Here is a 25,528-nt window from a genome sequence, read left to right as displayed (position 1 = left end):
AGTCCCCCATGTCACTCTATACCATGAGTGGCATGGGTATTGCGATGCAGATTAACGGCGCGCAAGCTGCCCAGGCTGTAGGCATACTGACGGGTGAATTCTGCACCCAGCAAAAAGATCTGGGCAGAATAATAAACCCATAGCAGCAGGGCGATGATGGAGCCGGCCGCACCAAAACTGCTGGCGACGCCGCTGTTGCCGATATACACGCCGATCAAAAATTTACCGATATAAAACAGGCTTGCCGTGCCGGTTGCACCAACCCACACATCCCCCCAGGACAGCCGTACCTGCGGTAGCATTTTGAAGATGACGGCAAACATTGAGGCAATCACCGCGAAGCCTATGCCTGACGACAGCGGTAGCAATATCAGTGCCACGACGGTGCGACTGCCTTGCCAGTAATGCTCCAGTGCCGCCAGCACTGCGCTGACTATCAATGACACCAGCATCAAAAATGCCAGCACCAGTATCAAGCCGAACGACAACAGGCGCGTGCGTAAGAAGTGCCACAGGCTATTGACGCTGCTGGGTGGTACTTGCCAGATTTCATCCAGGCTTTCTTTCAATTCGGCAAACACGCTGGTGGCACCAATCAACAGCAAAACGCTGGCGATCAGGGTAGCGATACGCCCTTCATAGACGTTATGTGCACCAGCCAGCGACACCTGTATTGCTGCCGCCCCACTTTGGCCGACCAGGCCTTGCAATTGATTGAACAATTGCCCCCGGGCGGCCTGTTCGCCATAAAAGAAACCGGCGATGGCCAGTACCAGTATCAGCACCGGTACCATGGAAAACAGGGTATAAAAGGCCAGCGCTGCACCTTTGCTGGCCGCACGATGGCGTACCCATTCCAGCACGGCCCGTCCTATCATTCCAGCCAGTGCCACCAGCAGGCCAGGGATGGCCCGTTTCCGTGTCAGCCATGGCCGTAGCAGGCGATACAGCAGCGTCAAATGCCTCTGCCGCTGATCAAACGCAGCAAGATCATGATAACGGCGATCACCAGCAAGACATGGATAAAGCCACCGATGGTATAGGCCGACACCATACCCAGTAACCACAAAATAATCAGTACTACAGCGATGGTATAAAGCATGATTTTCTCTCTTGAAGTAGGTTAGGTCAACAGGCCCGGCAGGCCGGTAACAATGCTAAGGCTTACCGCTTTGACGGTGGCCTTAGCTTGAAAGAAAAGTTTGTTTCGGTCTGTTAGCTAGCGCACAGAGCAATAGTTTTTCTTCTGTCATTCTTGACCACATTGAACACATGAATACAGTATCTTTCCGGGTCTGAAACCAGACCAGTGATGCAGAAGGAAAAGAATATTTGCGCAAAATCGCTCCGGCATGTTTCGGCGACGATAAAATACAGAACTCCATGCATCTTCTGTATCGTCGCTGGAGCGGTTTTGCGCAAGTATTTTGAGAGGCTGAACGCGGCTTTGTTTCGACTGCTTTATTTCGACTGCTTTGTTTCAACTGTTTTATGTCGCACCATCCCTGTTCAATTCTCATCGAATCCAAACAGCCTGAATCGCCAAGGCGCTTTATCCAGACAAACTCTTCCCTCCCTTGGTACGCCAGCGCACAGAACTGCATGTCATCCAATGGCAAGCTCAAGGCATGTATTTTTTACGATAAGCATCCATGCCTGTCCCCAATGCCAACCACCCTATACCAACTGATACAGGCGACACCGCCAGTGTGGCGGCGCACCAGCCTGCACGCATCCAGCAGACCGCACCAGGCATCTTGCAACTGTCCGGTAGCTGGACCATTTGTCAGTTGGGTAATGTCATGCGTCAGCTGGATGCCTTGCTGCTACGTCACCCGGCGATGGTACAACTGGATGGTCAGCAAATTCAAAAAATAGACAGCATCGTGGCCTGGATCATGCACACACGTCTGCAAAAACTGCGTGACAGCGGTACGCAGATCAGCCTGCAAGGCTGGCCAGACGCTTATCAGCATATGCTGGATGGCCTGGGTGAGATGCCAGCGACAGCAGAGCCTGTAGTTAAAGCCGCTGGCTTGCTGGAAAAAATTGGTAAGGCAACGGTCAATGTCTGGCATGACAATCTGGCCTGGCTCGGTTTTTTGGGGGAGATTGCCGTTAGCGTGCTGGGCGTGCTGCGGCATCCACGCCGCTGGCGTGGCCGTGCCATTCTGCGCAATATTCAGATTGCCGGATTTGAAGCCCTGCCTATCGTCGGTATCACTTCGTTTTTATTGGGCATTGTGATTGCCTATCAGGGTGCCGACCAGCTCAAGCACTATGGGGCGAACATCTTTGTGGTGGAGTTGGTGGGCTATGCCATGTTGCGCGAATTTGCGCCGCTGATTACAGCCATCATCATTGCCGGACGTTCTGGCTCAGCCTATGCGGCACAGATAGGCACCATGGTGGTGACGGAAGAAATTGATGCCCTGCAAACGGTGGGCATTCCCCCGATTGATTTGCTGGTCATCCCAAAACTGATGGCGCTGATGCTGGCCTTGCCCTTGCTGACCCTGTTTGCCGACTTGCTGGGCATTCTGGGCGGCATGCTGATGGCCAGTACGCAACTGGGTGTCGGCCCGCATGAATTCATGGACCGTTTCGCAACTGAAATTCCGCTCAGGACGCTGCTGATCGGCATCGGCAAGTCGGTGGTATTTGCGATGGTGATTGCCATCATAGGTTGTTATCAGGGCTTTCGTACTAAGGGTAATGCCGACAGTGTTGGCCGGCAAACCACGCGCAGTGTGGTGCAGGCCATCTTTATCGTTATCGTGCTGGATGCCGGTTTCTCCGTCATTTTTAATGTGCTAGGGCTGTGATGGCAGCCACTACAGCCACCACAGCTACTGCGGCCACTGCGGCTGCGCCCGATGGCGATGATTATGTGATTCAAATGCGCCAGGTCTGTACCCGTTTTGGTGACAAGATTGTGCATGATGGCCTGGATCTGGATATACGCCGTGGCGAAATTCTTGCCATCGTGGGTGGCAGTGGTTCTGGCAAATCAACGTTATTGCGCGAAATGATTTTGTTGCACACGCCCGATTCCGGTTCGGTCACAGTTCTGGGATCTGAACTGGCTGGCATCAGCGACGCAGATTCTGCCGCATTGCGCCAGCGTTGTGGCGTGATGTTTCAGAAAGGCGGCTTGTTTGGCACCCTGACGGTCAGCGAAAACATAGGTTTGCCGCTGCGCGAACATAGCGATCTGGATGAAGCCAGCATCAACGAGATCGCCGCCTGGAAATTATCCTTGACTGGTTTGAAGCCAGAGGCCGCCAGCCTCTATCCGGCCGAGCTTAGCGGTGGCATGTTAAAGCGTGCCGCACTGGCCAGGGCGCTGGCGCTGGACCCGGAACTATTGTTTCTTGATGAACCCACGGCAGGCCTGGACCCGGCCGGGGCAGGTGGTATCGATGCGCTGGTGCGGCATTTGCACGCACTGTATCAACCCACCATCGTCATGATCACCCATGATCTGGATTTGCTGTGGCAGGTAACCCACAGGGTAGCGGTGCTGGGCGAGGGCAGGGTGCTGGCAGTGGGTTCCATGGAAGAGTTGTCACACATGCAGCACCCGGTCATCCGTGATTATTTTGATGGGGCGCGGGGCAGGGCAGCGCAGGAACAGGCACAAACTCAAACAAAAACACAAACAAAAACAAAAACACAAGCAGCCGGACAACAAGAACAAATGGCAAACAAGGACAGTCTATGGAAACCAAAGTAAATTACGCTGCCGTCGGCGCTTTTGTGCTGGCGCTGGGGGCCTTGCTGGTGGCTGCCGTATTGTGGCTGTCAGTCGGCCTGGGCAAGCGCACGCAGACGGTCTTGTATCAATCGGTGGTGAATGAATCGGTGGCGGGGCTGAACCTGGATGCGCCAGTCAAATACCAGGGCGTGAATGTGGGTAAGGTGCATGCAATCAGTCTGGATCCAGCTAATCCGCAGCAGGTGCAATTGCTGTTTGCCATTGCCGCCGACACACCCATCAAGACCGATACCCAGGCTGTATTGAAAACCCAGGGGCTGACCGGCATCGCCTACGTGGAACTGAGTGGTGGCTCACCCGCTGCGCCGGCATTGCAGGCCCTGGCCGGACAAAGCTATCCGCAGATACGCACCAAGCCGTCCTTAAGCGCCCGTCTTGAAAATGTCCTGAGCGCCGTACTGGCCAACCTGGACCGTACCGCAGCCAACGTGAATGCTATACTGAATGAAGATAACCGTGCGGCCTTCAGCAAGATTTTGCAAGATACTTCTGCCGTGATGGATGCACTGGCATCGCAAAAGGCGACCATGCGTGCGGCGATTTCAAATGCTGCCATCACTACCAATAATACGGCCCAGGCCAGCGCCAAACTGGATGCCCTGTTCCAGCGCATAGGCAAAAGTGCAGATGCTGTCGCCGCCATGGCGGACAAGGCTGGCAAGGCCAGTGACAGTGCCAGAACAGCCGTGGATCAACTGGGTGGAGGCGTGCGCCAGATCAGTACCGACACGCTGCCGGAGATACAAAGGCTGATGGCAGAACTGGCGACCTTGTCAGCATCGCTGACTCGCCTGATCGAACAAACTGAACACAACCCCAGCAGCCTGATCAGAGGACGGCAGCCAGCGCCACCAGGGCCAGGGGAATCAAAAGGAGCAACACCATGAAACCTGCCCATTCAGCCAAACCAGCCAAACTGCTACCCCTGTTACCCTTGTTGGCAGTATTGATCGCCGGTTGTTCTGCCCTGCAACCGGCGAATGTACCGGTGGCAGCAGTGTACAGGCTCGATACGGTTGCCAGCATCCCGGCGCCTGACAAGGCAATTGGCAATCCACCAGCCAGTATCCTGATAGGCAACATCCGCGCTGCTGCCGGTTTTGACAGCAACCGCATGCTGTTCATGCGTCAGCCGCACCGTGTAGAAGAATTCCAGCAAAGCCAGTGGCAAAAACCACCTGCCGCCATGCTCATGCCCCTGGTCACCAGCGCGCTGGAATCCAGTGGCTTGTTCAAGGTCGTATTACAGGCACCCAGCGCCTTGCAGACCACCTACCGGCTGGATCTGGAAATACGCAACCTGCAACAAGACTTCACCAGCACACCCAGCCGTGTCCACTTCGTCTTGCGCGCGCATCTGTCGGACAACCAAAACCAGCAAATCACTGCCTGGCGTGAATTTGACGTTAACATCGCCACCCCGACCGAAGACGCCTACGGCGGCGTCCTGGCCAGCAACCAGGCTGTGACCCAGGCCCTGCAACAACTGACAGCGTTTTGTGCTGAACAGTTGGGAACACTAAAGGGAAAACAGCCCTGACAGCTTGTGCATCAGGCAAAAAAAAGCAGCCATGCATTCAGGCTGCTTTTTTGTGGTGCCTGCTTATCGATTCATGACTTGCGACAGCACAGCAGACCCACCAGCAAGCCAGCCGTAGCTGCCACACCGATGCTGCTCCACGGGTTTTCCTTGACATAGGCATCGGTCGAATTGACCATCTCTTTACCTGTCGCCAGCGCCGACGCCTGCGCATCCTGTGCCGCGACCATGGCCGCATCCAGCAATTTCATCCCCCGCGCACGCGCCTCATCGGCCTTCTCGCCACTCAATGTAGCCGCCGCACTAAACAGCGCCTGCGCGTCTTTGAGCAATACTTTGATATCTTTGTTGACAGCTTTGATGTTGGATTCGAGCATGATGATTTTCCTTCTGGTTGGTTAGGGAACGAAAAAATTTTGGTTGGTGTTGATGTCGCTGTTTGTTTTGAAGTTGCTTCTGATGTTGCTTCTGATGTTGATCTTTGTGTTGCTGTTGTTTTTGTTTGTGAAGTTGTTTTTGACCTTATTCCGCTTGGGACACCGCAATTTGTGCGTCACAGAAAATGGATCAGAAAGCTTCGTGTTTGAGCGAAGCGAGTTTCGAAGCTTTCCCATTTTTTGTGATGCACAAATTGTGCTGAAGCGTAGCGCAAGCACCCGAAGGGCAAGTCTGCGGTCGCCTTTTCTTTGGATACTTGCTTTTGGCGAAGCAAAAGAAAGTATCTCGGCCGCCGGGCCGAGACCCGGCTTGTGTCTACGAAGGGCAATCGCTTTAATCAAAGTACGGCAATGCAACAAACGCCGCTGGGCCCCAGCCTTCGCTGGAGCGACGATCCTTTGATTGCCGCCTATCGACTGAAATTCAACACGATCACTACGCTACGTAGCTCTTAAGCTGCCCAGCCAGTCGCAACGCCCAAACGTCAGGCCAAAACACTACGCCAACAAATCCCGCATATCATCCGCATGTTCCTCTTCCTTCGCCATAATCCCCACCAGCATATGCCGTGTGGTCGGATCACTTTCACCTATCTTTTCCAGCATCTGGCGATACGATTCTATGGCAACTCTTTCGGCGATCAGATTCGCCGTCAGCATGCCCTTGATATCATCCGCATCGTCATATTCGGCATGACTGCGTTCCGTCAATGTGGCCGGGTTGAAGTCAGGCTTCCCATTCAATTGCACGATACGTTCTGCCAGCAGATCGGCGTGGGCCTGTTCTTCTGCCGCATGCGCTAAAAATTCAGCCTTGATGGGGCCGTTTTGCAGGCCGTTTGCTGTGTAATAATGGCGCTTGTAACGCAGTATGCAGACCAGTTCAGTTGCCAGTGCCCCATTGAGCATATCGATCACTTCCTTGCGGTTGCCCTGGTAGCCAGCGGTGACAGCACCATCATCCAGGTTTCTGGCTGCTTCGCGAATGGCGGCTGTATCCAGACCGCTGTGCTGAGGTTGGGTCTTGTTGACTTCATGCATGATGTTCTCTCTGTGATCGGTTCAAAAACGGGTGATGGCAGATGCCGTATCATAGATAAGATTGCACACTGCCTCTCGACACCATGGCACTACTTGCTGGCCACGCTGTGAACATAACTGGGCAAGGATTTTTGCGGACTAGACCGTATCATCATCGCGACTTTACGGGTGTCGGCCAGCACTTCATTGACGGCCACTTCCAGCGTGTACACTTTTTCTTCGGCATCGCGCAAGGGTTCTGGCGTCTTGAACAAATGCCTGCTACGTTTTGCCAAAGCCTTTTCATATACTTCAAAGGCGAAATGCATTTCGGTATAGTCCATGGTAATTTCCTCCGTTACTTGTTGGCGCTGATGCTACAGCCATCACGGTAGACAGTGTTGGCCGTAGATCATTCTATGCATCTTTGTTACCTGATGTGACTACAAGCTGGTTTTTAACGTGCCTGAATCACATCCTTGTTCAGTTTTTTGCGTTGTAATATCCATGCACTTCATTGACCCAGGTCTGGTCAGCCATGTCTGGCCAACGGTCGCTGTCAAAGCCAGGTGCTTTTTCAAAATGTTCTTTGTCAATGTTGAGTACAAAGCGTTTGTTCACGGGGTCCAGTGTCAGTGCAGACCAAGGTACTGCAAACAGCTTTTCACCTATGGTCAGCACGCCACCATGCGCTACCACTGCATAGGCAACACGGCCCGTGCGCATGTCCAGCATGATTTCCTTGATGTCGCCCAGATGTTCGTCCGCATGGTTGACGACGTTGTCACCAGTCAATGTCTTTGCACCCATCAGTTCAGGACCCGGTCCCTTGTCAGGTGAGGCGCCGCTGCTGCCATTACTGCCGTAACCATCCAAATTTGCGTTAATCATTTTAAATCCTTCACGTTGAATCGAGACTTGAGTATGTCTGGAAATTTTTCTCACTTCGGTTCGATAACACACATAAAAGATGTTTCTTTTTTTTGCTGCGAAACCAGACATGCCAGCGCGTTTGTCAGTTGATCTGCCAACGGATATCCGTTTGGTGCAGGTTTTTACCAGGACTGATTTCACCCCTATGGATGAAATCAGTTCCACATATTGACTAGCGGAAATGTCTGCACAAAAGCGAGAAATTGTTAATTTTTTAAATAGTTATTTTTATAATTAATTTATAATCGTAGCGATGCCACAGATTTCACTTTGACAGTGATCTGTGAAGGCGTCGCGTGACATCACTTATGGCATGGCCCATCAGTTGAACAGGGTAGGAATGCGCCGTGCTTTTCTCTGCTTTTTTTGCAAAGGAATACGATATGCATGTGTATCAAAAAAATGGTCAGTGGATAGCAGGTGAATATCCAGCCATCCTGGCGGTAGGGGATTCGTGGTTCTGGTATCCGGGCAATAATATTTTGCAAGCCCTGATACGCAATAATTCGCTCAGCGCTAATTATTCGAATATCCAGGGGGTGGGCAATAATGGTGCTCCCTTACAAGATTATGTAGGTGCGGGCAAATATGCCGTGGATGTCGAACGTAACCTGATACCGGATGTCAGAAAATACTATAACGTCTTCATGATCAGCGGTGCCGGCAATGATGCCATCGATTACAAGCTGGCCCTGAAGACCGACTGCACCGGCATTACCGATCCCAAAGCCTGTCTGGACCCGGCAGGTATCGATAACTTTTTACGTAAGATAGCCACTGCCATGGGCGGGCTGATACACGAAATACGCTGGGCCTACAAAGATGCAGTCAAGCAGGTACGTCCCATCTTCATTCATGGCTATGATTATCCAGTGCCTGATGGGCGCGGTTTTAGCATCCTCAATGCCCAGGTCACCGGCCCCTGGTTGTTGCCTGCACTGGATGCCGCCAAGGTAAAAAAAGACGATGCCTTTCGCCTGGCAGTCATCCGTGAACTCATAGACCGCCTGAATGGCTTGTTCAAAACCTTTGACGACTGGCGCAATGACGTCGTCTACATCGATACACGCGGCGTACTCAGCAGCGGTGCCGACTATAAGAGCGACTGGGCAAATGAAATGCACCCCACTTCATCCGGCTTTGACAAAATTGTTGCACAGCGCTGGATACCGATCTTGAAGCAGTGGGGGATAGCGAACTAAATGGTTGTGTCCGGCATAAGGACGGTGCACGTGGTGCACCGTCCCCTGTCTCTGGATTTGTGCCGATGAAGGCGCAATTGTTAAACATCTTCTCTTGCTAGTCTACGCCTGACTTGACGTAGGCTCAGGTCGCCATTCTCGCCATACCATTTAACCGATGTTAACACATCGGTTTATTTCTCTACTGTAATATAACTTCAGAGACATCGTACCACCTGATGGCTAGCGTCTTTCTCATACCCGTTATGATTTTTGCCGGTTTGAGCAAAGCCATCGCCTTAACTTCCTACATAGCAGAATGCCGCCATGAACGGCATCGCCAGATTGCGCTGCACGCATTGTGCTTATTTCTTGCACGCTTCGTGCTCGCTTCGTACTCTCTTCGTGCTTATTTCGCGCTTATTTTGTGCTTATTTTGTGCTTATTTCAGATTTACCTGCTTTTGAGAAATATTATATGAACAAATTAAAAATTGGTTTTCGTCTCAATCTGGCGTTTGGCACCATACTGGTGTTGCTGATGGTGATTGCCTATATAGGCTGGTCTTCATTGTCTGCCACCAAGGCACGCATGGACGTGGTGGTGAACGAAAACAATGTCAAGACAGCTTTGTCGAATCGCATGCTGACTGACTTGAATCTGGCTGCCCGTTCTGTACGCAACTATATCCTTTACAAGGACAAGGATTTGCAGGCCACCATGCGTGGGCGTATCAATGATGCTTCCAAGAACCTGACTGCCGGGGTGGAGCGCCTTGGTGGTCTGGTGCGTAGCGAACAGGCCAAACAACTTCATGCCGACATGAAAACCAAGGTGCCTGATACCTTGCGCCTGCTCAATAACGTGGTTGAACTGGTCAATGCCGACAAGCAGGATGAGGCAACGGGCTTTTTACAGAATTCAGTACAGAAACCGCAAGATGCGACATTCGCCTTGCTGAACGAGATGATTCAATTGCTGGAAAAACAGAACCAGGAATCAGTGGCGCAGATGCATGCAGAATACGTTTTCGCCGTCAACATTCTGCTGGGCGCCACGGTATTTTCTTTCATCGCAGCAGCAGGTCTGGCATGGTCAATCACACGTTCGATTACCCGCCCCATCAATGAAGCGGTCAGCATTGCGCAAACTGTTGCTGCCGGTGATCTGACACGGCATATCGACGTGCAAGGCAAAGATGAAGTCAGCCAATTGCTGGAGGCTCTCAAGGCCATGACCGCCAGCCTTGCCGGCATCGTCAGCGAAGTGCGTGCCGGTACCGATACCATCAGCACGGCGTCGCAAGAGATTGCGGCGGGTAATCAGGACTTGTCGTCCCGCACTGAAGAACAGGCTGGCTCACTGGAAGAAACCGCATCGTCGATGGAAGAACTGACATCCACCGTCAAGCAAAATGCAGACAATGCGCGCCAGGCCAATGTGCTCGCAAATTCGGCATCGGATGTGGCTGTCAAGGGCGGTAGCGTGGTGCAGCAAGTGGTGGAAACCATGGGCTCGATCAATGAATCGTCGAAGAAGATTGTCGACATCATCGGCGTCATTGATGGCATCGCCTTCCAGACCAATATCCTGGCGCTGAATGCCGCAGTCGAGGCAGCACGTGCCGGTGAACAGGGCCGCGGTTTTGCCGTGGTTGCATCAGAAGTGCGCAACCTGGCACAACGCTCGGCATCAGCCGCCAAGGAAATCAAGGAACTGATTGGTGATTCGGTACAAAAAGTCGGCATGGGTGCCAAACTGGTGGATGAAGCCGGTATCACCATGGGTGAAATTGTAGACAGCGTCAGACGCGTGACGGACATCATTTCCGAAATTTCGTCTGCCAGCCAGGAACAGAATGCCGGCATTGAACAGATCAACCAGGCCATCGCCCAGATGGATCAGGTCACCCAACAAAATGCAGCCCTGGTGGAAGAAGCCGCTGCCGCCGCAGAATCGATGCAGGACCAGGCCGTCAAACTGGCCCACGTGGTCGATGTGTTCAGGTTGAATGGTCATCAGCAGGGCATGACTGCTGCAACGATCAAAAGCGCCGCCAAACGGCCACAGCTTAAAGTCGTCAGCAAGACAGCCACCGTATCCAGGCTGGCATCCAATGCTGGCACCCGGCCCCGTAATGCTGCAAAAGTGGCAGCAGGGACAGAAGGAGAGTGGGAACAGTTTTAAGCCAGGCTGCTAACAGTTTCTGCTGCCACCAAAACCCGTTGCGCCAGTTCAGACGCAACGGTTTTTTGTTTTTTGATGTCAAAAAAACGATATTTCTTACTTTAAATATTTTTACTAAATAATTGACAAAATAACACAAATAATCTACAAGTAATGCTCATCCGTCCTGGTTGGTAAAGCGCTGAGCGCCCTTGTTGTGCTCTTGCTTGCCATCTGAGCGACACAGCGCACCTGAAATGGGAACGTCATGTCTGAGCATATTCGTCAAGCACGCAAAAAAATGGACCCTGGGCAGCAGCATGCGCCTGCTCAACGTCAATCTGCTGTGCAGTCGCAGCCACAGTCGCACATTGCACAATTGGCCCAACAAGATTCCGTCGACCTTCGTCCGCAATTTGCTGATCAGCGCCAACAAACCAGGCAACTGAAAGCCTATAGCCACATGATGCAGAACAGTCCGCGTGCCACGCAATTGCGGGCGATGCAGCACTTGATGAATCAAGCTGTATTGCAAAAGGCAGAAGGTGAAGAGCTGCTGCAAGAAAAATCTGTTGATCACAGTACTACCCAATTAGCCGAACAATCCAATACTCAACCCAACAACACCGGTTTGCCACACCAGCTCAAGGCCGGCATAGAATCGCTTTCCGGCATGAGCATGGATCATGTCAGGGTCAACTACAACTCAGGCAAACCCGCACAGTTAAATGCCCATGCTTATGCACAGGGCAGCGAAATCCATGTGGCACCGGGGCAGGAACGTCATGTACCGCATGAAGCCTGGCACGTAGTGCAGCAGGCACAGGGGCGTGTCAGGCCGACCATGCAGATGAAGCAGGGTGTGCCGGTGAATGATGATGCAGGCCTGGAAACTGAAGCGGATGTGATGGGGGCGAAGGCACTGGGTGTGGGTGCTGCCATCGGTGGGCAGGTTTCGCAGCGTATGGGCTTGGATTCAAATGAAGACAAAGGATCGGTCACTCAACAGTTGCCCATATCCGACAATAGTTTCATGCCGATTCAACGGTATGCAACCAAGGACATTGACGGAGTTTTGCATGTTTACTTTGATGCACAACTTATTGGTGAGTGCTCATTGAGAACCTGCGGTTTGACATTGAACATATTGAGTGAGACTAGTGCAAGAAATGTAATCATGGGGGATATTTCAGATCCCGCATCGTTAGTGCAAGAGTGCTTGTTCCGCGATAAGGGAGAAGCAATACCAACCTCGCCCGGAACAATTTTCCACTTTGGAAATTTGCTCACCTACGAAAGTGGAAAGTCCCGCTTCGTCAATTTGGGGGCGATTAAATATCCAGGAAAACCGAAGACTGGCGATGTTGAAGCAGAAATCGATCGATTTATTACTGAAGACTTGAATGGCGTTGCATATGCTAACAGGCAAAAATCACATGTATTGGCTAAGCTGCAAAACAAAGAAATCAGCTTGGCGCAAGGGAAAATCGAATTAATTCGAAATATTATTGCAAACTTCATATATGAAGCAGAGGATCAGAAAGGCTATGCATTTGCCAGCAAATATGCGAGTTTGCCAATTTTTTCTGGTGAATCCAGTCTAGGGTATTTAATTAACCTGGCTTTAAGGTTTGCTTGTTCCAGGCTTGCCGATTTATTGATGACAGTAGGAGTGCCACTCAATACTTTTTGGGCTGGGCGGTCTGTTCTGGCCTGCGCGGCCGAACATAGAAACAATGAACCGATAGTAAAAATTTTGCTGACCAAAGGATTTCATCTTCAAGAGCTTATTGCACTTGGCGGTATTGACCCCTACTTTCAGGCAATGGCGAGATGCGCAGTCCTTGGCCCACATATCCAGCACTATGAATCAGCGTTTGGGAGGATTCTGGGGAGAAGTTATATTGATCTCATTGCGGTGAATCCAGGCATGCCGCCAGATATCCTGAAAATTGCAGTAAATAAAATGCTTCGGAGGAAGATCGATGAGTGTAAAGAAATGCTTTTGCGCGATATTGTTGACGGAGCAGGTTTTGTAGCAGCAGATATTGAACAGATTAGAAATTCTGTGTTGCCGTATTTTGAGACGGATCAAAGTTCTGAAATAAAATTCTTTGCTCATCTATTTGATGCCAAGGGAGTAATCGAAGGCGGATTGGTTAATTTGGAAGGAATGCTTTCCGAACACGCCATGTTGCAATATGCGCTTGGCATGATGAGTGCGGTTAATAAGGACCCCGAAAAAGCCGAAGCGCTTATTCCTATACTCATCCAAATATTGAAATCCATGGAACGGAGCATTGATCTTCGCTTCATACAAATATGTTTTGGTGATTTCGGCACAACATCCAGAATGATAGGCGCTATGTTACCTCTCATGAAATCAGAGGTGTCAAAAGGACAGGGATTGTTGTTGTCCAGTGGATGGGACGCGCCCAAAGGAGAAAAGACCGGGCATAGTTTATATCTGACCGTCCCGTCCAAGGCAGACGTGGCGACTATACATAACCGGGGTGGTGGGAGTGAAAGACATCAAGTCAATTATGAACACACGTCGGTATATCCCTATGTCGTAGATATGGGGAAACGTGATTTGTTTGCATGGATAAGCGATTTATTGGAAAGTGGAATTCAAGGAAATAAAGCAGGGGTGCTTGAGAAATTATATACGGATGCTCCTTTGGAACTGTCGGCGTCGTTTACACCGCAATTGAGTCAACTTGTAGGAAACTGTAGTGTCGCTAATTTGGAAAGTGCCTTGCTGGGAATGTTGGAAGTGCGATATCGCGGCGAGGCAGTTAGCATTTTTAACTATGTGCAAAAATCTGTGAGAGCCTATGCCGAGCATGTCGTAAGAGAAAATCCCATGACTCCAATGGTAAAAGGAACATTCGGAGCGGCCTGGTCAAGGAAAATCAAGGCAGCATTATTGGAAAAAAATGGGCCTGAAATTGTAACGCTTGTTAATTCAGGTGGCAGTCCCTCTTTGGAAATATTCAAAGAAAAACAAACCTGGATATCCTTGGCTTTATTGCTTAAAGCTGAAAAAACTGAGGCACTTACCGCTTTAAAAATGGCGGGTGTTCCAGCTAAGGAATTACTCGAAAACGAAATGAAAACGCTCTTTAGAAACGTGCCTGAGGTTATCTCGAACGTACTTGCTTTCTTTTATCCTGGTTGATTAAGAAAATTATTCTTCGCGTCAGATAATTGGATTAAACAATGATCAGTTTGAATCAGAGTCAACAACAGTCGGATTACATATAACCTGAAAAAATGGACCACTATGGCCGAGCAAGCACATCAAAATCGAAAAAAAGCGGATGGCGACCAGCAAAGCCCACTGACCCCATTGCAAACTAAAGCAAAGCTGCAACAACACAGTACGGAATTTTCTCCCGGATCCCAAACGGAAAATGCTACGCAATTTGTTGATCAGCGACCGCAAGCCAGGCAACTTGCAGCCTACAGCCACATGATGCAAAACAGCCCGCGTGCGGCGCAACTGCGGGCGATGCAGGGCATGATGAACAAACCTGCGTTGCAAAGAGTGGAAGATGAAGCGCTGCAAGCGCAATCTGCTGATCAGGGTGCAGCGCAATTAATTGAGCAAGTCGAATCCCCATCCGTAGCACGCCCCAACAACACCGGTTTGCCAAACCAGCTCAAGGCCGGCATAGAATCGCTTTCGGGCATGCGCATGGATCATGTCAAGGTTAACTATAACTCCGGAAAACCCGCACAGTTAAATGCCCACGCTTATGCACAGGGCAGCGAGATTCATGTGGCACCGGGGCAGGAACGTCATGTACCGCATGAAGCTTGGCACGTGGTGCAGCAGGCACAAGGGCGGGTCAGACCGACCATGCAGATGAAGCAGGGTATACCGGTGAATGATGATGCAGGCCTGGAAACTGAAGCGGATGTGATGGGGGCGAAGGCGCTGGGTGTTGGTAAGGTTGCAGGTGGGAAAGTAGTGCAGAACGCGGGTGTAGGTAGTGGGAATGGTAACGGTAATCAAAGGATAGCTGACTCCGGCGCGGTAAGATATAGCGGCCTGGCTATGCCATATCAATTGATACGTTTCAAACCAGATCCAGGTTTTTGGAATTATTTAAGTAGCTTTCTTCCCGATCAAAAAAAGGATGAAATACTGGCACAGGAAAAGAAAGTGAAAATGTTTCTGGAGGACATGAAGACGTTTGAAAATACTACGTACGGCGAGCATATTCGACGATTGCGAGAAAATTTTGAACTTATAGAAAAATCTACCGTTGCAACGAGAGATTTTTCGAAAACCTTACTTTCATTGAAGGGAATTTATTTGCAATTGGATCAAATTTCTGTCCGGATGGCCAAGGCGTTTGTGCTTCATGATAGCGTTTCAGGTGATTGGGTTGAGGAAGGCTATGAGGGCGTGAATTCATCGCTACTGATCCGTCTTGTAAGTGAAACATACCTGGCAGCAAATCCGGTATTTCAGACAGAAAAGAACAAAGAAGTGCTGAGAACAGCAATCCTTGGTGAGCTTGGTAGCTATAAATTCCGCAATGCAGACGTAAAACCAGAAGATCTAGAATTCGCAAGAAAAAGGGTAGAGTCATTAACAAAAAATTTAAAAAAAATGCTGACTCGCATTCTTATTGATTGGTCAGATCTTCGCCGTGAATTCGGATTGTCAGAAAAGCTGCTCCATGTACATCTGACAGGGTCTGATTACCATAATGATGGACAAAGCGTTAGTATCGTTGAATCTGACGACGGAAAAAAAGTTGTTTACAAGCCAAGATCTTTGAGTCCCGATATTCATCTCGTAGGAAATGGGGAAACCAATCTGCGTTCTGCGCTTAATCTGGGCTTTTCAACGGCCAAATTTTCCGAGAAAGAGCGCGGGGCAGAGAAATATGGGTATATGGAGCATCTCTCCAGAGCAAAATTGTTAACGGAAGAAGAAGCAAAAAATTATTATCGGCAGATGGGTAGCATGATAATTGCGACGAAGTTGCTTGGAGTAACCGACCTGCATCAGGAAAATATATTCACTAGTCGTGGTGGTGTGCCGATGATAGTCGATGCCGAGACATCTTTTCTTCCTGATGTGATGATGGCCGAAGCATGGGACTCAACCTTGATTCGTTCAACACTTAGAGAATTCTCCAAGGATATGGCACCAGCACCCAATTATTTTTATACGATTGAAGAACTTGAGGCTTGGAAAATAAGTGGGAAGCGTCGTGAGGGTCAAACAGAACCAACTGGTGACTACATCAGCGAAGTGAGAGCTGCGTCTTACCGGCAAGGTGGTAAATATAACGTGGATTTCGAGGAAGGTATCCGGGATGCCATCTCGGTAGTCTATGAAAAAAAAGCTTCGCTCATTACCTATTTGCAGGAGCGAGTCAAGCAAATCCAAGCGGTGCGGATAGTACCAATTGAAACGCTTGAATTTAAAGGTGGTTTAAACGCCTATTTCAAGAAGCCGTTAAAACGAGATGAGTTATTGAACACCTTAGTGGGTAAGGCCAAAAAAGCTTTGATTGAAACTGGATATATCATGGCAGAGGGAAGCGACCAAGTATTAAAGAATGGCATGATAGCTGATTTCAATAACACTGATTTCCCGATTTTTAGATATGAGCCAGCTACTGATCAAGTGTTTTATCGCGGAACGGTCATCGCCAGACATAGACCAGGAATACAAGAGGCTATCGTTATTAGCGTGAATCACATCAGCGAAACCAAGGTTCGAGAAGTGACCGGGGAATTTTACTGATCAGTACTGAAGCAAAACCGCGACAATTTCGTAGCAGATACTCACCCAGGAACCATGTAGTAAAGTACTGCTGTTGTCGCTGGTAATATAGTTTGGATTTCAGACAGCGCCTTGGCTGCTATTAGTAATAAATTTGCGGGAACAAATTTGCATAAATCCTGTTAATGTTTTGTGTTATCAGAGGGGATATAATTTTTTTCGACAATGACCAAACCAAACATCTCAAATAACGTCGAACCCGAACTGATCACAGGTTGGCTACGCACGCGTTCAGTTGCGCGTGGTTTGCCAGCGCCGGTGCCTGATCATGGCGGATGGCGCGTCGATACCGCGCAAGAAACTGAACACTGCCGCTATGTCTTTGCTGGCCCGGTAGATGGAATACGGGAACTGGCGCTGTCGATAGCTACCCCATTCACCTTTATCAAAATGTGTGGCACAGCCGGACAGTTGCTGGCACTGGTGCTACCGCACTGGCAACTCCAGCGTGTTGGCTATTTGATGACGCATGCCGCAAGGTCAGACATGATGCCCGTACTGCCTGCCGGATACCGGTTGGAAATTGCCATTGACCATCCATTCCCTGCAACAGTAGCCCGCATTTTTTCTGATGACGGTGCGCTTGCTGCCAGTGGTTATGCCATGGAAGACGGTGGATTCTTTATCTATGATCGTATTGCGGTCGAAGCTGCACACCAGCGGCGTGGTCTGGGCCGGGCAATCATGGCGGCGCTGGGTACAACCCAGCAGTCAAATGCTACACAGCGGGTGCTGGTGGCGACAGAAGCCGGATGTGCCTTGTATGCGACGTTGGGCTGGATAGTCCGGTCGCCTTATTCGACGGTTGAGGTCATCGCGCAAAGCGAATAAGGGGCAGGATTCGGATTAACACACAACCAATTAATCGATCATTCAAGCCGCCGCTGGCTGCATGCGTAATACCGAACGCATCTGCTGTACTTCTTCCAGCGGGCTGCGGCCAAACAGGCGTTTGAACTCGCGGCTGAATTGCGAGCTGCTTTCATAGCCGACGCTGGTGGAGGCGGTATACGCGCTCATACCCGAACGTATCATCAGCAGCCTGGCCTTGTGCAGGCGCATCGCCTTGATGTACTGGATGGGCGTGGTTGCCGTCACCTGTTTGAAATGATGATGAAAGGCGGGCACGCTCATGCCGGATTCTTTCGCCAGGGTATCGACATCCAATTTTTGATTAAAGCCTTCATGGATTTTGCGCAAGGCCCGGGTGATTTTCTGGAAATGGCTGCCCTGGCTTAAGGCGGCGCGCATCGCTGTACCCTGTTCACCCATCAGTATGCGGAAATAGATTTCTTTCACTATGGACGGTGCCAGGATTTTTGCTTCCAGTGGTGACGACAATGCCATCAGCAAGCGCATGACCGCATCGGCCAGGCTGCCTTCAACGCTGGTCGAATACATGAAGCCAGGCTGTGCCGCTGGGTTGATGGCAGCAAAGTCTTCTCCTTCAACTGCCAATGCCAGCTCTGCTGCCAGGGTTTGCTGTATGCCGACATGGATGCCCAGCAAAGGGTGATCTGGCGCGGCTTCGGTATCTGCTTCAAACGGCATGGGGGCGGACACCACCAGGTATTGCTGCGCATCGTAGGTAAACATCGCCTCACCCAGATAAGCACGTTTCCGCCCCTGCACAATGATGCAGATACAGGGCTCGTACATCACAGGTGTGCGGCTGAAAGCGTGGTTGCTGCGCATGAAATGCACATAGTCCAGCGCCGATGCCGTAAAGCCTTCTTCTGGCGCCAGGCGTGCCACGATGGCGGCCATGTTGGTGGCTGCGTTGCTGTTGTTGCTGCTGTTACTGTTATTGCTGGCAGGGTCACCTGCCACTTCAGGGATGGCAGGGATGGAAGAAATAGTCATGGAATAAACACCTTGTATGCGCAGTGGAATTGTACGCGCTGATATGAACAGGCAAGTATGGTAGCAATATTTGACCTGTGTGATTGCCAGATTATAGGATTAGGCAAATCTGCGACAGTTTCCGGCATTCTGGTTTTGCTGCCCGGCTCTTATGATGACATCCTGCTCGCAATTCGCGGGTCATCATTTTAAAAGGTGCATCATGACGCAAAAAACATGGTTAAAAACATGGTTAATTACAGGCGCAACCCGTGGCATAGGGGCCGCTATTGCCACCGCTGTACTTGATAGTGGTGACAGGGTGGTCGTTACCGGGCGTACTGTCGATCAGTTGCAGGCCCGCTTTGGCAGCTATGGCGACCAGGTGCTGGTGCAGGCACTGGATGTGAACAATGACGCGCAGATACAGGCCGTGGTCAAGGCTGCCTGCGCGCATTTTGGTGGTATTGATGTGCTGGTCAATAACGCTGGTTATGGGCAACTGGGTTTGTTTGAAGAAATTGACGCGGTCGATATCCGTCAGCAGTTTGATACCAATGTCTTTGGCAGCATGAACATGGCGCGTGCTGTCTTGCCTGTCATGCGCGAACAAAGGCGTGGGCATATCTTCAACCTGTCGTCCATAGGCGGGGTCGTCGGGTTTGACGGTGCATCGGTCTATTGCGCCAGCAAATTTGCGATTGTAGGGTTTTCAGAATCACTGGCACTGGAAGTGGCGCGTTTTGGCATTCACGTCACGATCGTGGAACCAGGCTTTTTCCGTACCGATTTTCTGGATCAGAGTTCGGTACGTTACGGCCAGAAAAGCATCGCTGATTATGCAAGCAATAACGGCAGCAACAACCTCAGTGCGCGCGAAACCTATGACAGCTACAACCACCGTCAGGCTGGTGACCCTGACAAACTGGGCGCCGCCTTGCTGGCCATCAGCAAGTTGCCTGCGCCACCACTGCATTTTGCTGCCGGTTCAGACGCGATCACCCTGTTGCGTGACAATACAGAAAAACGCCGCCAGGAACTGGAGCAGTGGAGTGCCTTGTCCACATCAACCGATGGGAATTTTGAGTGAGATGTAGCTTGGGTAGCTCGCCAGGTTATTGCTACATGTCTGCCATGCCTGCCATGCGTGACTGGCTTTATTCCTTTAAACCAGATAGCCCGGTATGGAAATTGTCGCTCCAAACGCCCGCAATCGATTCATGCTTCGTGTGTCTGCGCACAGAAGCTGGGCCACGCAAGGAGTAAAATGGCTGAATGAAGCAGGGCCGAAACACAAGTACCCCAAGGGAGTCGTCAATGGATCGTCATAATGGATCGCCGTAAATTCATTCGTGTAGCTGGCGGCGGTGTCATTGTCGCTGCGTCGCTGACATCAGCAGGATGCACGCAGCTTATGCCTGAGGCCGCCGTAGCACCATGGAATGGCCCCGGGCATGAAACTGACGTCAGGCGTTGGCTACTCGGCTATGCCATCCTGGCTCCACATTCGCATAATCTGCAATCATGGCTGGTGGATTTGCACACGCCGGGCGAGATCCTGCTGCGCTGTGATCTTACCCGTTTGTTGTCAGAAACTGACCCGTACTCGCGACAGATCATGATGAGCCACGGCACATTCCTTGAATTGCTGGACCTGGCGGCACGTGAACGTGGCCTGCGGGCCGATATGGAATTGTTTCCAGAAGGCCCCTTTAGCCCATCCACGATTGATCAGCGGCCTGTTGCACGTATTCGCCTGGTGGCTGATTCCAGCGTTACCAGAGACCCATTGTTCACCGAAATACTGAAGCGTCGTACTAACCGCAGCGCTTACGAGCCTGCACACCGGGTGCCATCAGAGGCCTGGCGGGCCATGTCAGACAGCGTGAAGCCACATGCCCTGCGCTTTGGATTTGTCGGCCTGGATCAGCCCAATGTGTTGCAGCGCCACCGTGCCATAGCTGCCGAAGCATGGCGCATAGAACTGAGCACGCCGCGCGTGGTCATGGAAACCTATAAAGTGCTGCGCGTTGGCAGTGCCGAAATAGCGCAACACCGCGATGGCTTGTTCGTGCTGGATCGATTCCCGTTGTTGATGAGCCAGCTAGGTTTGTTCGACCGCAGCAAGCCACCTGCGCCAGATGACTATGCAACCACCAGTCAGATCAAGGACTTTAATGCCAGGCTGGAGTCAACGCCAGGCTTTCTTTGGATGGTCAGCAATGGCAATGACCGCCTGACTCAGGTCAACGCAGGTCGCGCTTATGCCAGGGTACAGCTTGCTGCCACCGCTGCCGGTATCGCGCTGCAGCCGCTGTCGCAGGCTTTGCAGGAATACCCGGAACAGGCCAGGCCCTATGCCGCTATCCGCAACCTGCTGAATGTGCCGCAGCCCGACAGTACGGTACAGATGTGGGCGCGTGTCGGTTTTGCACCACCCGTAGGCCCAGCGCCACGCCGTGGTGTGGATGCGCAACTGGCAGGGGTTTGATAGGGGTTTGACGTGACGATGGCCTTGGCTTATTTCCTGGTTGCTGTGGTCTCGCTTGTGGCCGCTACAGCAGTAGCAGTGTTGCTGGGCCGTCGGCGTTGGCAGCGCGCAAGCCTTGTCCGGCGTGAGACGATGCAGGCCGCCTGCTTGCCATTGCCTCGTAAGTTCTATGATCCCGGCGAAATTGAAGTGCTTCCCACACCGGTAAAGCGTTACTTTGAAACTGCATTGCAGGCAGGGCAGGCGATGGTCGCCACGGTTCGCTTTTCACAGCAAGGACAGTTCCGGCTGAATGAAAAGAAGAACATCTGGCAGCCTTTTCATGCAAGCCAGTTTGTGACAATGCAGCCGCCAGGCTTTGACTGGGATGCGCGCATCAGAATGGCCCCCGGTGTTGATGTCTGGGTTCATGACAGCTATCTGCTTGGCGCCGGGTCCCTGCGCGCTGCTGTACTTGGACTAGTCACCGTGGCAGACGTGCGTGATACCGCAGCATCGGCACGTGGCGAACTAATGCGTTATCTGGCCGAGGCGGCATGGTACCCAACGGCACTGCTGCCCAGCCAGGGTGTGCGATGGGATAGTATTGATGACAGTTCCGCACGGGCGACGCTGAGCGACGGCACCACTACGGTATCGCTTGATTTCAGATTCGGGACAGATGGTCTTATCGCGACGGTGTGGGCAGCATCCCGGCCACGAACCGCCACCGAATCGGCGGCCTGGCTATGTCGTATCAGCAGTTACGAATTGCGTGCCGGCATGCGCGTGCCGGTTCTGGGTGAAGTCGAATGGGAACTGCCAGGCGGGCCAGCGCCCTATTTCAAGGGGCATGTGGTGGATATTGAATATGAGTTCGTGTCCCGGTAATTGCGTGCTGCCGTAAACAATGGTTGTCCTTATTTGGGGAATACTCTTTGGTTTTGCCATTCATGTGGCGTATTTTTTCAGTTAGAATAGTTAAAAAATTGTCATTTCTAATGCGTAAATTGGCTGTGTGAGATGAATTAACTGAAAATGGGATGCCATGCCTGAACATATTCACCAAAATCGCAAAAATGCCACTAGCACGACGGGCAATACGTCCAATGCACCTGAAGGCAGTCGTGGTCAGCGAAACACCGCACAGTTATCGCAAGAAAGTGCTGGCGGCATCAGCGCCAGGCTTATCGATCATCGCTCGCAAGCCATCGCGCAAAGGCAGTTGCAAGACATAGGCAATAATAGCCCCCAAGCCAGGCAGTTGAAGGCGTATGGCCAGATGATGCAAAACAGCCCGAGTGCAATGCAGCTCAAGGCGCTACAGGCCATGATGCATAAGCCGCTGTTACAAAGAGCGGAAGATGATGAAGCTCTCCAAACAAAACCTGCAAGTCAGCGCACTGCCCAATTGGCCGGGCAGGCTGATCCCAAACCCAACAACACGGGCTTGCCAAATCAACTCAAGGCGGGCATAGAATCCCTGTCCGGCATGAGCATGGACCATGTCAAGGTCAACTACAACTCCGGCAAACCAGCGCAACTGAACGCCCATGCCTATGCACAAGGCAGCGAGATCCATGTGGCACCCGGGCAAGAGCAGCATGTGCCGCATGAAGCCTGGCATGTCGTGCAACAGGCCCAAGGGCGTGTCAGGCCCACCATGCAAATGAAGCAGGGCGTGGCTGTGAATGATGATGTGGGTCTGGAAGCTGAAGCGGATGTGATGGGGGCGAAGGCAATCGCCGAGGGGGCAAGTGTGGCGCAGGCAACAGGCCTTAACAAATTGCCGGGCCAGAATCCGGTCCAGTTATTGAGAGCACATTTGCAAATGCGCAGCGTGTTGCAGGGGAGAGGTGCAGTAGCACAACTAACTTTGAAAGAAGCGCTGATTTACTACAACAGAGAAAACACAGGTGGAATAACGGCAACCCAAGAGAGTGAAGTCGATCTGCAATATTTAACTCCGGGCAGGAAAGGGCATTACACGAAATTAAAAAACAAACCTGGCCCGGTTACGAGTGGCGTAAAAAAACGCAAGGTGGGTTCCGCCAACGGTCCTGGTGGATATCGTCTTCAAAGTCCGAGACAAATACGTGTCAGGTATGGAAGCAGCAAAGCTCGCTTTGTTCGAAGTGAAAGGAAGGCACGACATGTCAAGAGTAAGTACAGCGGGTATAACTATGCAACTGCCAAAGTTGTACTCACCAATCGTTTAACAAATAATAAAACAACTGTTTACATCACACGCAGCAGTAAAGACGCAACATCTCATTCTGAAGGAGCCATCATTAACGTCATCAAATACTTATTGAAAAACAACTCGGCGTTAGTGAAATGGGTTTACACAGAAAGAGAGGCCTGCGGAAAAGACAATCATAATTGCCGAGGTGATAAAAAGTTGGGTGATGGCTCGCTATTCGATAGTGATATTCCCATTTACTACAGCGTCGATTGGCCCGATAGTGTGGAAGAGGGAAGTAATGCAAAGAAAGTAAGGAAAGAAGGAACCAATCTGCTCAAAAGAATAGATACGCAAGTCGGTAAATCCACCGCAATACACAACTATGACAATGAGATCATACCGACTGTTGATTCGAAAAAAGCAGTGCAAATTGAGGATGACAATGTCGACACCAGCGACGACGAAAGTGACGATGAACGTGATGTGTTACAGGGGGGATATGAGAAAGCGAGAAAAGATTATAAGGAGATTTAAACGCTGGCTGCACATCCAGTCACGAAGCACCTTTTTAGCATCATTTGTGAAAATCAAGATATTTTCCCGGCAAGGACAAGATTAAAATGGGTGTTAAACCCGTATCCTCATGTAGCAGATGCGCTTGATAGTCGGCATCGTTCCGGCATAACTGCCTGCTTAAGCCCACGGTGTTATCATCTCCAAATAAGTTATGAGATGATAAAAGGAACCACCATGCACCCGTTTAAACACACCTTCAGCACCTTGCTATTGACCGCCGCAGGCTGCATCGCCAGCACGGCCACCCTTGCCGCAGAAACCACCAGCGCACCAGCCTGGCAGCGCGTGCATCTGGTGGGCTATGATTTCCCTGTCTATGCCAATCACGATATGGTGACAGATGGCGACAAAGATAACAGCAAAATCCGCGAAGTGATTTTCGTCCAGCATGGCATACAACGTAATGGCGATGACTATTATGCCGCTGCCATGAGCTTGCTGAAAGCGGCTGGCAGGTCTGGGCAGGATGTGTTGGTTATCGCCCCCAATTTCCCTGGTACACCGGATGCAGACAAAGGTTTTACCGGCATGCCGGTATGGACCGTGCAGGGTTGGACCGGTGGTGATGCGGCGCTGCCTGGCGCAGGTGTGCCAGCCGATTTAAGTTCCTTGCGTGTGATGGATGACCTGGCGCTGATGGTGGCTGACAAAAAACGTTTTCCGCTGGTCAGCAAGATCACCTTTGCCGGTCATTCCGGTGGCGCGCAATTGATACATCGTTATGCTGTGCTCAATCATGTCGACGACCGCTTGCGCAGTCAGGGGCTGGATGTGCAATATGTGGTGGCGAATCCGTCTTCGTATCTGTACTTCACGCCGGACCGTCCCGGTGCCAAGGGGTTTGCCCCGTATGACACCACCCTGTGCGCCAATTATGATGATTACCGCTATGGCATGCAGCATATGGTGGCGTATGCCAACAAGATGAGTGGTGATGAGCTGTACCGGCGCTATCAGAAACGTCAGGTCACTTACCTGGCTGGTACCAGCGACAATGACCCGAATCACCGCGTGCTGGATAAATCCTGCGGTGCCGAAGCAGAAGGCCCCAATCGCCTGGAGCGTGCACGCGGCTACTGGCGTTACGAAGCCATGCTTGATACGCAACTGGCTGCACAGGTCAACATCAAGGTGCAGGCAAAGGCCGAACCCAAAGCTGGTGCAACAACCAACCCGGCTTTGTCATTGCCGGTTGCCGTTCCGCCGGTGATGTCCATGCACCGCTATCTGGAAGTGAACGGTGTTGGCCACGACCAGGAACGCATGTTCGGGTCACAGTGCGGCATGCAGGCAGTGTTTGGGGTGACAGTTGGCGATGTCGGAAAAGGGGCGACGTGCAAGGTGGTGAATCCTTGAAGCATCCTTGTTGGATGATGGGGTTTTGAAGACACGTTTTTGATGCGGATATTGCTTGATCGGTGCGCGTGGCGCACCCTACGAAAAACGTTAAATTGCTACGGAGTAGGGTAATGAAATGGACGCCTCCCTCCCAAACGGCATCGTGATGTGCCAAAGTAGAGTTTCGACAAACTACTTAACAGAAGGGAAGCGTCATGGAAAAGATTACCGTAATTGGATTGGATTTGGC

Annotated in this window: 22 protein-coding genes; 15 read left to right on the top strand and 7 right to left on the bottom strand. The window is 51.2% G+C overall.

Features of this window, described 5'->3' with window-relative positions; all coding sequences use genetic code 11:
- Positions 1–11 precede the first annotated feature (11 nt).
- Together ACO0LK_RS15875 and ACO0LK_RS15870 are read right to left on the bottom strand one after the other, a co-directional pair.
- Positions 12–878 (bottom strand): YihY/virulence factor BrkB family protein, encoded by an 867-nt coding sequence (locus ACO0LK_RS15875; protein WP_422976880.1) that lies wholly within the window; start codon positions 876–878, stop codon positions 12–14.
- Positions 879–955: 77 nt separating this feature from the next.
- On the bottom strand, positions 956–1,102 hold the full coding sequence (locus tag ACO0LK_RS15870) for a lmo0937 family membrane protein (RefSeq protein ID WP_422976634.1): 147 nt from the start codon (positions 1,100–1,102) through the stop codon (positions 956–958).
- Between the two features lie 550 nt (positions 1,103–1,652).
- On the opposite strand from ACO0LK_RS15870, the gene ACO0LK_RS15865 reads away from it, so the two are divergent.
- The 4 genes from ACO0LK_RS15865 to ACO0LK_RS15850 are packed head-to-tail and all read left to right on the top strand — an operon-like array spanning position 1,653 to position 5,318.
- Positions 1,653–2,825: an MlaE family ABC transporter permease gene (locus ACO0LK_RS15865; RefSeq protein WP_422976632.1), complete on the top strand. Its 1,173-nt coding sequence runs from the start codon at positions 1,653–1,655 to the stop codon at positions 2,823–2,825.
- Positions 2,825–3,736: an ABC transporter ATP-binding protein gene (locus tag ACO0LK_RS15860; RefSeq protein ID WP_422976630.1), complete on the top strand. Its 912-nt coding sequence runs from the start codon at positions 2,825–2,827 to the stop codon at positions 3,734–3,736. Before ACO0LK_RS15865 ends, ACO0LK_RS15860 begins: the two co-directional genes overlap by 1 nt.
- A complete protein-coding gene (locus tag ACO0LK_RS15855; RefSeq protein WP_422976628.1) occupies positions 3,721–4,665 on the top strand; it encodes an MlaD family protein in 945 nt (314 codons plus the stop codon). Before ACO0LK_RS15860 ends, ACO0LK_RS15855 begins: the two co-directional genes overlap by 16 nt.
- Positions 4,662–5,318, top strand: a complete 657-nt coding sequence (locus ACO0LK_RS15850; RefSeq protein WP_422976626.1) for an ABC-type transport auxiliary lipoprotein family protein — start codon at positions 4,662–4,664, stop codon at positions 5,316–5,318. Before ACO0LK_RS15855 ends, ACO0LK_RS15850 begins: the two co-directional genes overlap by 4 nt.
- 71 nt (positions 5,319–5,389) lie before the next feature.
- On the opposite strand, the gene ACO0LK_RS15845 is transcribed toward ACO0LK_RS15850, so the two are convergent.
- Positions 5,390–5,695, bottom strand: a complete 306-nt coding sequence (locus ACO0LK_RS15845; protein ID WP_422976624.1) for a DUF883 family protein — start codon at positions 5,693–5,695, stop codon at positions 5,390–5,392.
- 39 nt (positions 5,696–5,734) lie between these two features.
- Between ACO0LK_RS15845 and ACO0LK_RS15840 the strand changes: the two genes are divergently transcribed.
- A complete protein-coding gene (locus tag ACO0LK_RS15840) occupies positions 5,735–5,905 on the top strand; it encodes a hypothetical protein (protein ID WP_422976622.1) in 171 nt (56 codons plus the stop codon).
- 348 nt (positions 5,906–6,253) lie between these two features.
- Here the strand turns inward: ACO0LK_RS15840 and ACO0LK_RS15835 are convergent, their stop codons facing one another.
- The 3 genes from ACO0LK_RS15835 to ACO0LK_RS15825 all read right to left on the bottom strand — a co-directional run bounded on the left by ACO0LK_RS15835 (position 6,254) and on the right by ACO0LK_RS15825 (position 7,666).
- Entirely contained in the window at positions 6,254–6,796 is a 543-nt protein-coding gene (locus ACO0LK_RS15835) for a ferritin-like domain-containing protein (RefSeq protein WP_422976620.1), read from the bottom strand.
- A gap of 89 nt (positions 6,797–6,885) precedes the next feature.
- Positions 6,886–7,119, bottom strand: coding sequence for a hypothetical protein (locus tag ACO0LK_RS15830; protein ID WP_422976618.1), 234 nt, complete (start codon positions 7,117–7,119; stop codon positions 6,886–6,888).
- 139 nt (positions 7,120–7,258) lie between these two features.
- Complete coding sequence (locus ACO0LK_RS15825) at positions 7,259–7,666, bottom strand: PRC-barrel domain-containing protein (protein WP_422976616.1); 408 nt, start codon at positions 7,664–7,666, stop codon at positions 7,259–7,261.
- Positions 7,667–8,091: 425 nt separating this feature from the next.
- Here ACO0LK_RS15825 and ACO0LK_RS15820 point away from each other — a divergent pair, with 425 nt between their 5' ends.
- From ACO0LK_RS15820 to ACO0LK_RS15800, 5 genes are all read left to right on the top strand, one after another.
- Positions 8,092–8,910: a hypothetical protein gene (locus tag ACO0LK_RS15820; protein WP_422976614.1), complete on the top strand. Its 819-nt coding sequence runs from the start codon at positions 8,092–8,094 to the stop codon at positions 8,908–8,910.
- 456 nt (positions 8,911–9,366) lie between these two features.
- Complete coding sequence (locus tag ACO0LK_RS15815; protein ID WP_422976612.1) at positions 9,367–11,076, top strand: methyl-accepting chemotaxis protein; 1,710 nt, start codon at positions 9,367–9,369, stop codon at positions 11,074–11,076.
- 247 nt (positions 11,077–11,323) lie between these two features.
- On the top strand, positions 11,324–14,236 hold the full coding sequence (locus tag ACO0LK_RS15810; RefSeq protein ID WP_422976610.1) for a DUF4157 domain-containing protein: 2,913 nt from the start codon (positions 11,324–11,326) through the stop codon (positions 14,234–14,236).
- A 105-nt stretch (positions 14,237–14,341) separates the two neighbouring features.
- The gene (locus tag ACO0LK_RS15805) at positions 14,342–16,828 is read left to right on the top strand and encodes a DUF4135 domain-containing protein (protein WP_422976608.1); all 2,487 of its coding nucleotides are present in this window, start codon (positions 14,342–14,344) and stop codon (positions 16,826–16,828) included.
- Positions 16,829–17,032: 204 nt separating this feature from the next.
- Positions 17,033–17,698 (top strand): GNAT family N-acetyltransferase, encoded by a 666-nt coding sequence (locus ACO0LK_RS15800; protein WP_422976606.1) that lies wholly within the window; start codon positions 17,033–17,035, stop codon positions 17,696–17,698.
- A gap of 42 nt (positions 17,699–17,740) precedes the next feature.
- Here ACO0LK_RS15800 and ACO0LK_RS15795 read toward each other — a convergent pair whose 3' ends face one another.
- Entirely contained in the window at positions 17,741–18,730 is a 990-nt protein-coding gene (locus ACO0LK_RS15795; RefSeq protein ID WP_422976604.1) for an AraC family transcriptional regulator, read from the bottom strand.
- 202 nt (positions 18,731–18,932) lie between these two features.
- On the opposite strand from ACO0LK_RS15795, the gene ACO0LK_RS15790 reads away from it, so the two are divergent.
- From ACO0LK_RS15790 to ACO0LK_RS15770, 5 genes are all read left to right on the top strand, one after another.
- Positions 18,933–19,799, top strand: coding sequence for an oxidoreductase (locus tag ACO0LK_RS15790; protein ID WP_422976602.1), 867 nt, complete (start codon positions 18,933–18,935; stop codon positions 19,797–19,799).
- Positions 19,800–20,039: 240 nt separating this feature from the next.
- Entirely contained in the window at positions 20,040–21,200 is a 1,161-nt protein-coding gene (locus ACO0LK_RS15785) for an Acg family FMN-binding oxidoreductase (protein WP_422976600.1), read from the top strand.
- Between the two features lie 18 nt (positions 21,201–21,218).
- Positions 21,219–22,070 (top strand): DUF6920 family protein, encoded by an 852-nt coding sequence (locus ACO0LK_RS15780; protein ID WP_422976878.1) that lies wholly within the window; start codon positions 21,219–21,221, stop codon positions 22,068–22,070.
- A gap of 157 nt (positions 22,071–22,227) precedes the next feature.
- On the top strand, positions 22,228–23,898 hold the full coding sequence (locus ACO0LK_RS15775; protein ID WP_422976598.1) for an eCIS core domain-containing protein: 1,671 nt from the start codon (positions 22,228–22,230) through the stop codon (positions 23,896–23,898).
- 216 nt (positions 23,899–24,114) lie between these two features.
- Positions 24,115–25,296 carry a hypothetical protein gene (locus tag ACO0LK_RS15770; protein WP_422976596.1) on the top strand — a complete coding sequence of 394 codons (1,182 nt, stop codon included), beginning with the start codon at positions 24,115–24,117 and terminating at the stop codon, positions 25,294–25,296.
- Positions 25,297–25,528: the final 232 nt, after the last annotated feature.

This window comes from Undibacterium sp. Ji49W (assembly GCF_049340205.1).
Taxonomy (GTDB): domain Bacteria; phylum Pseudomonadota; class Gammaproteobacteria; order Burkholderiales; family Burkholderiaceae_D; genus Undibacterium.
The sequence above is the reverse complement of the archived record's forward strand: the minus strand, read 5'-3'. Positions and strand labels throughout refer to the sequence as shown.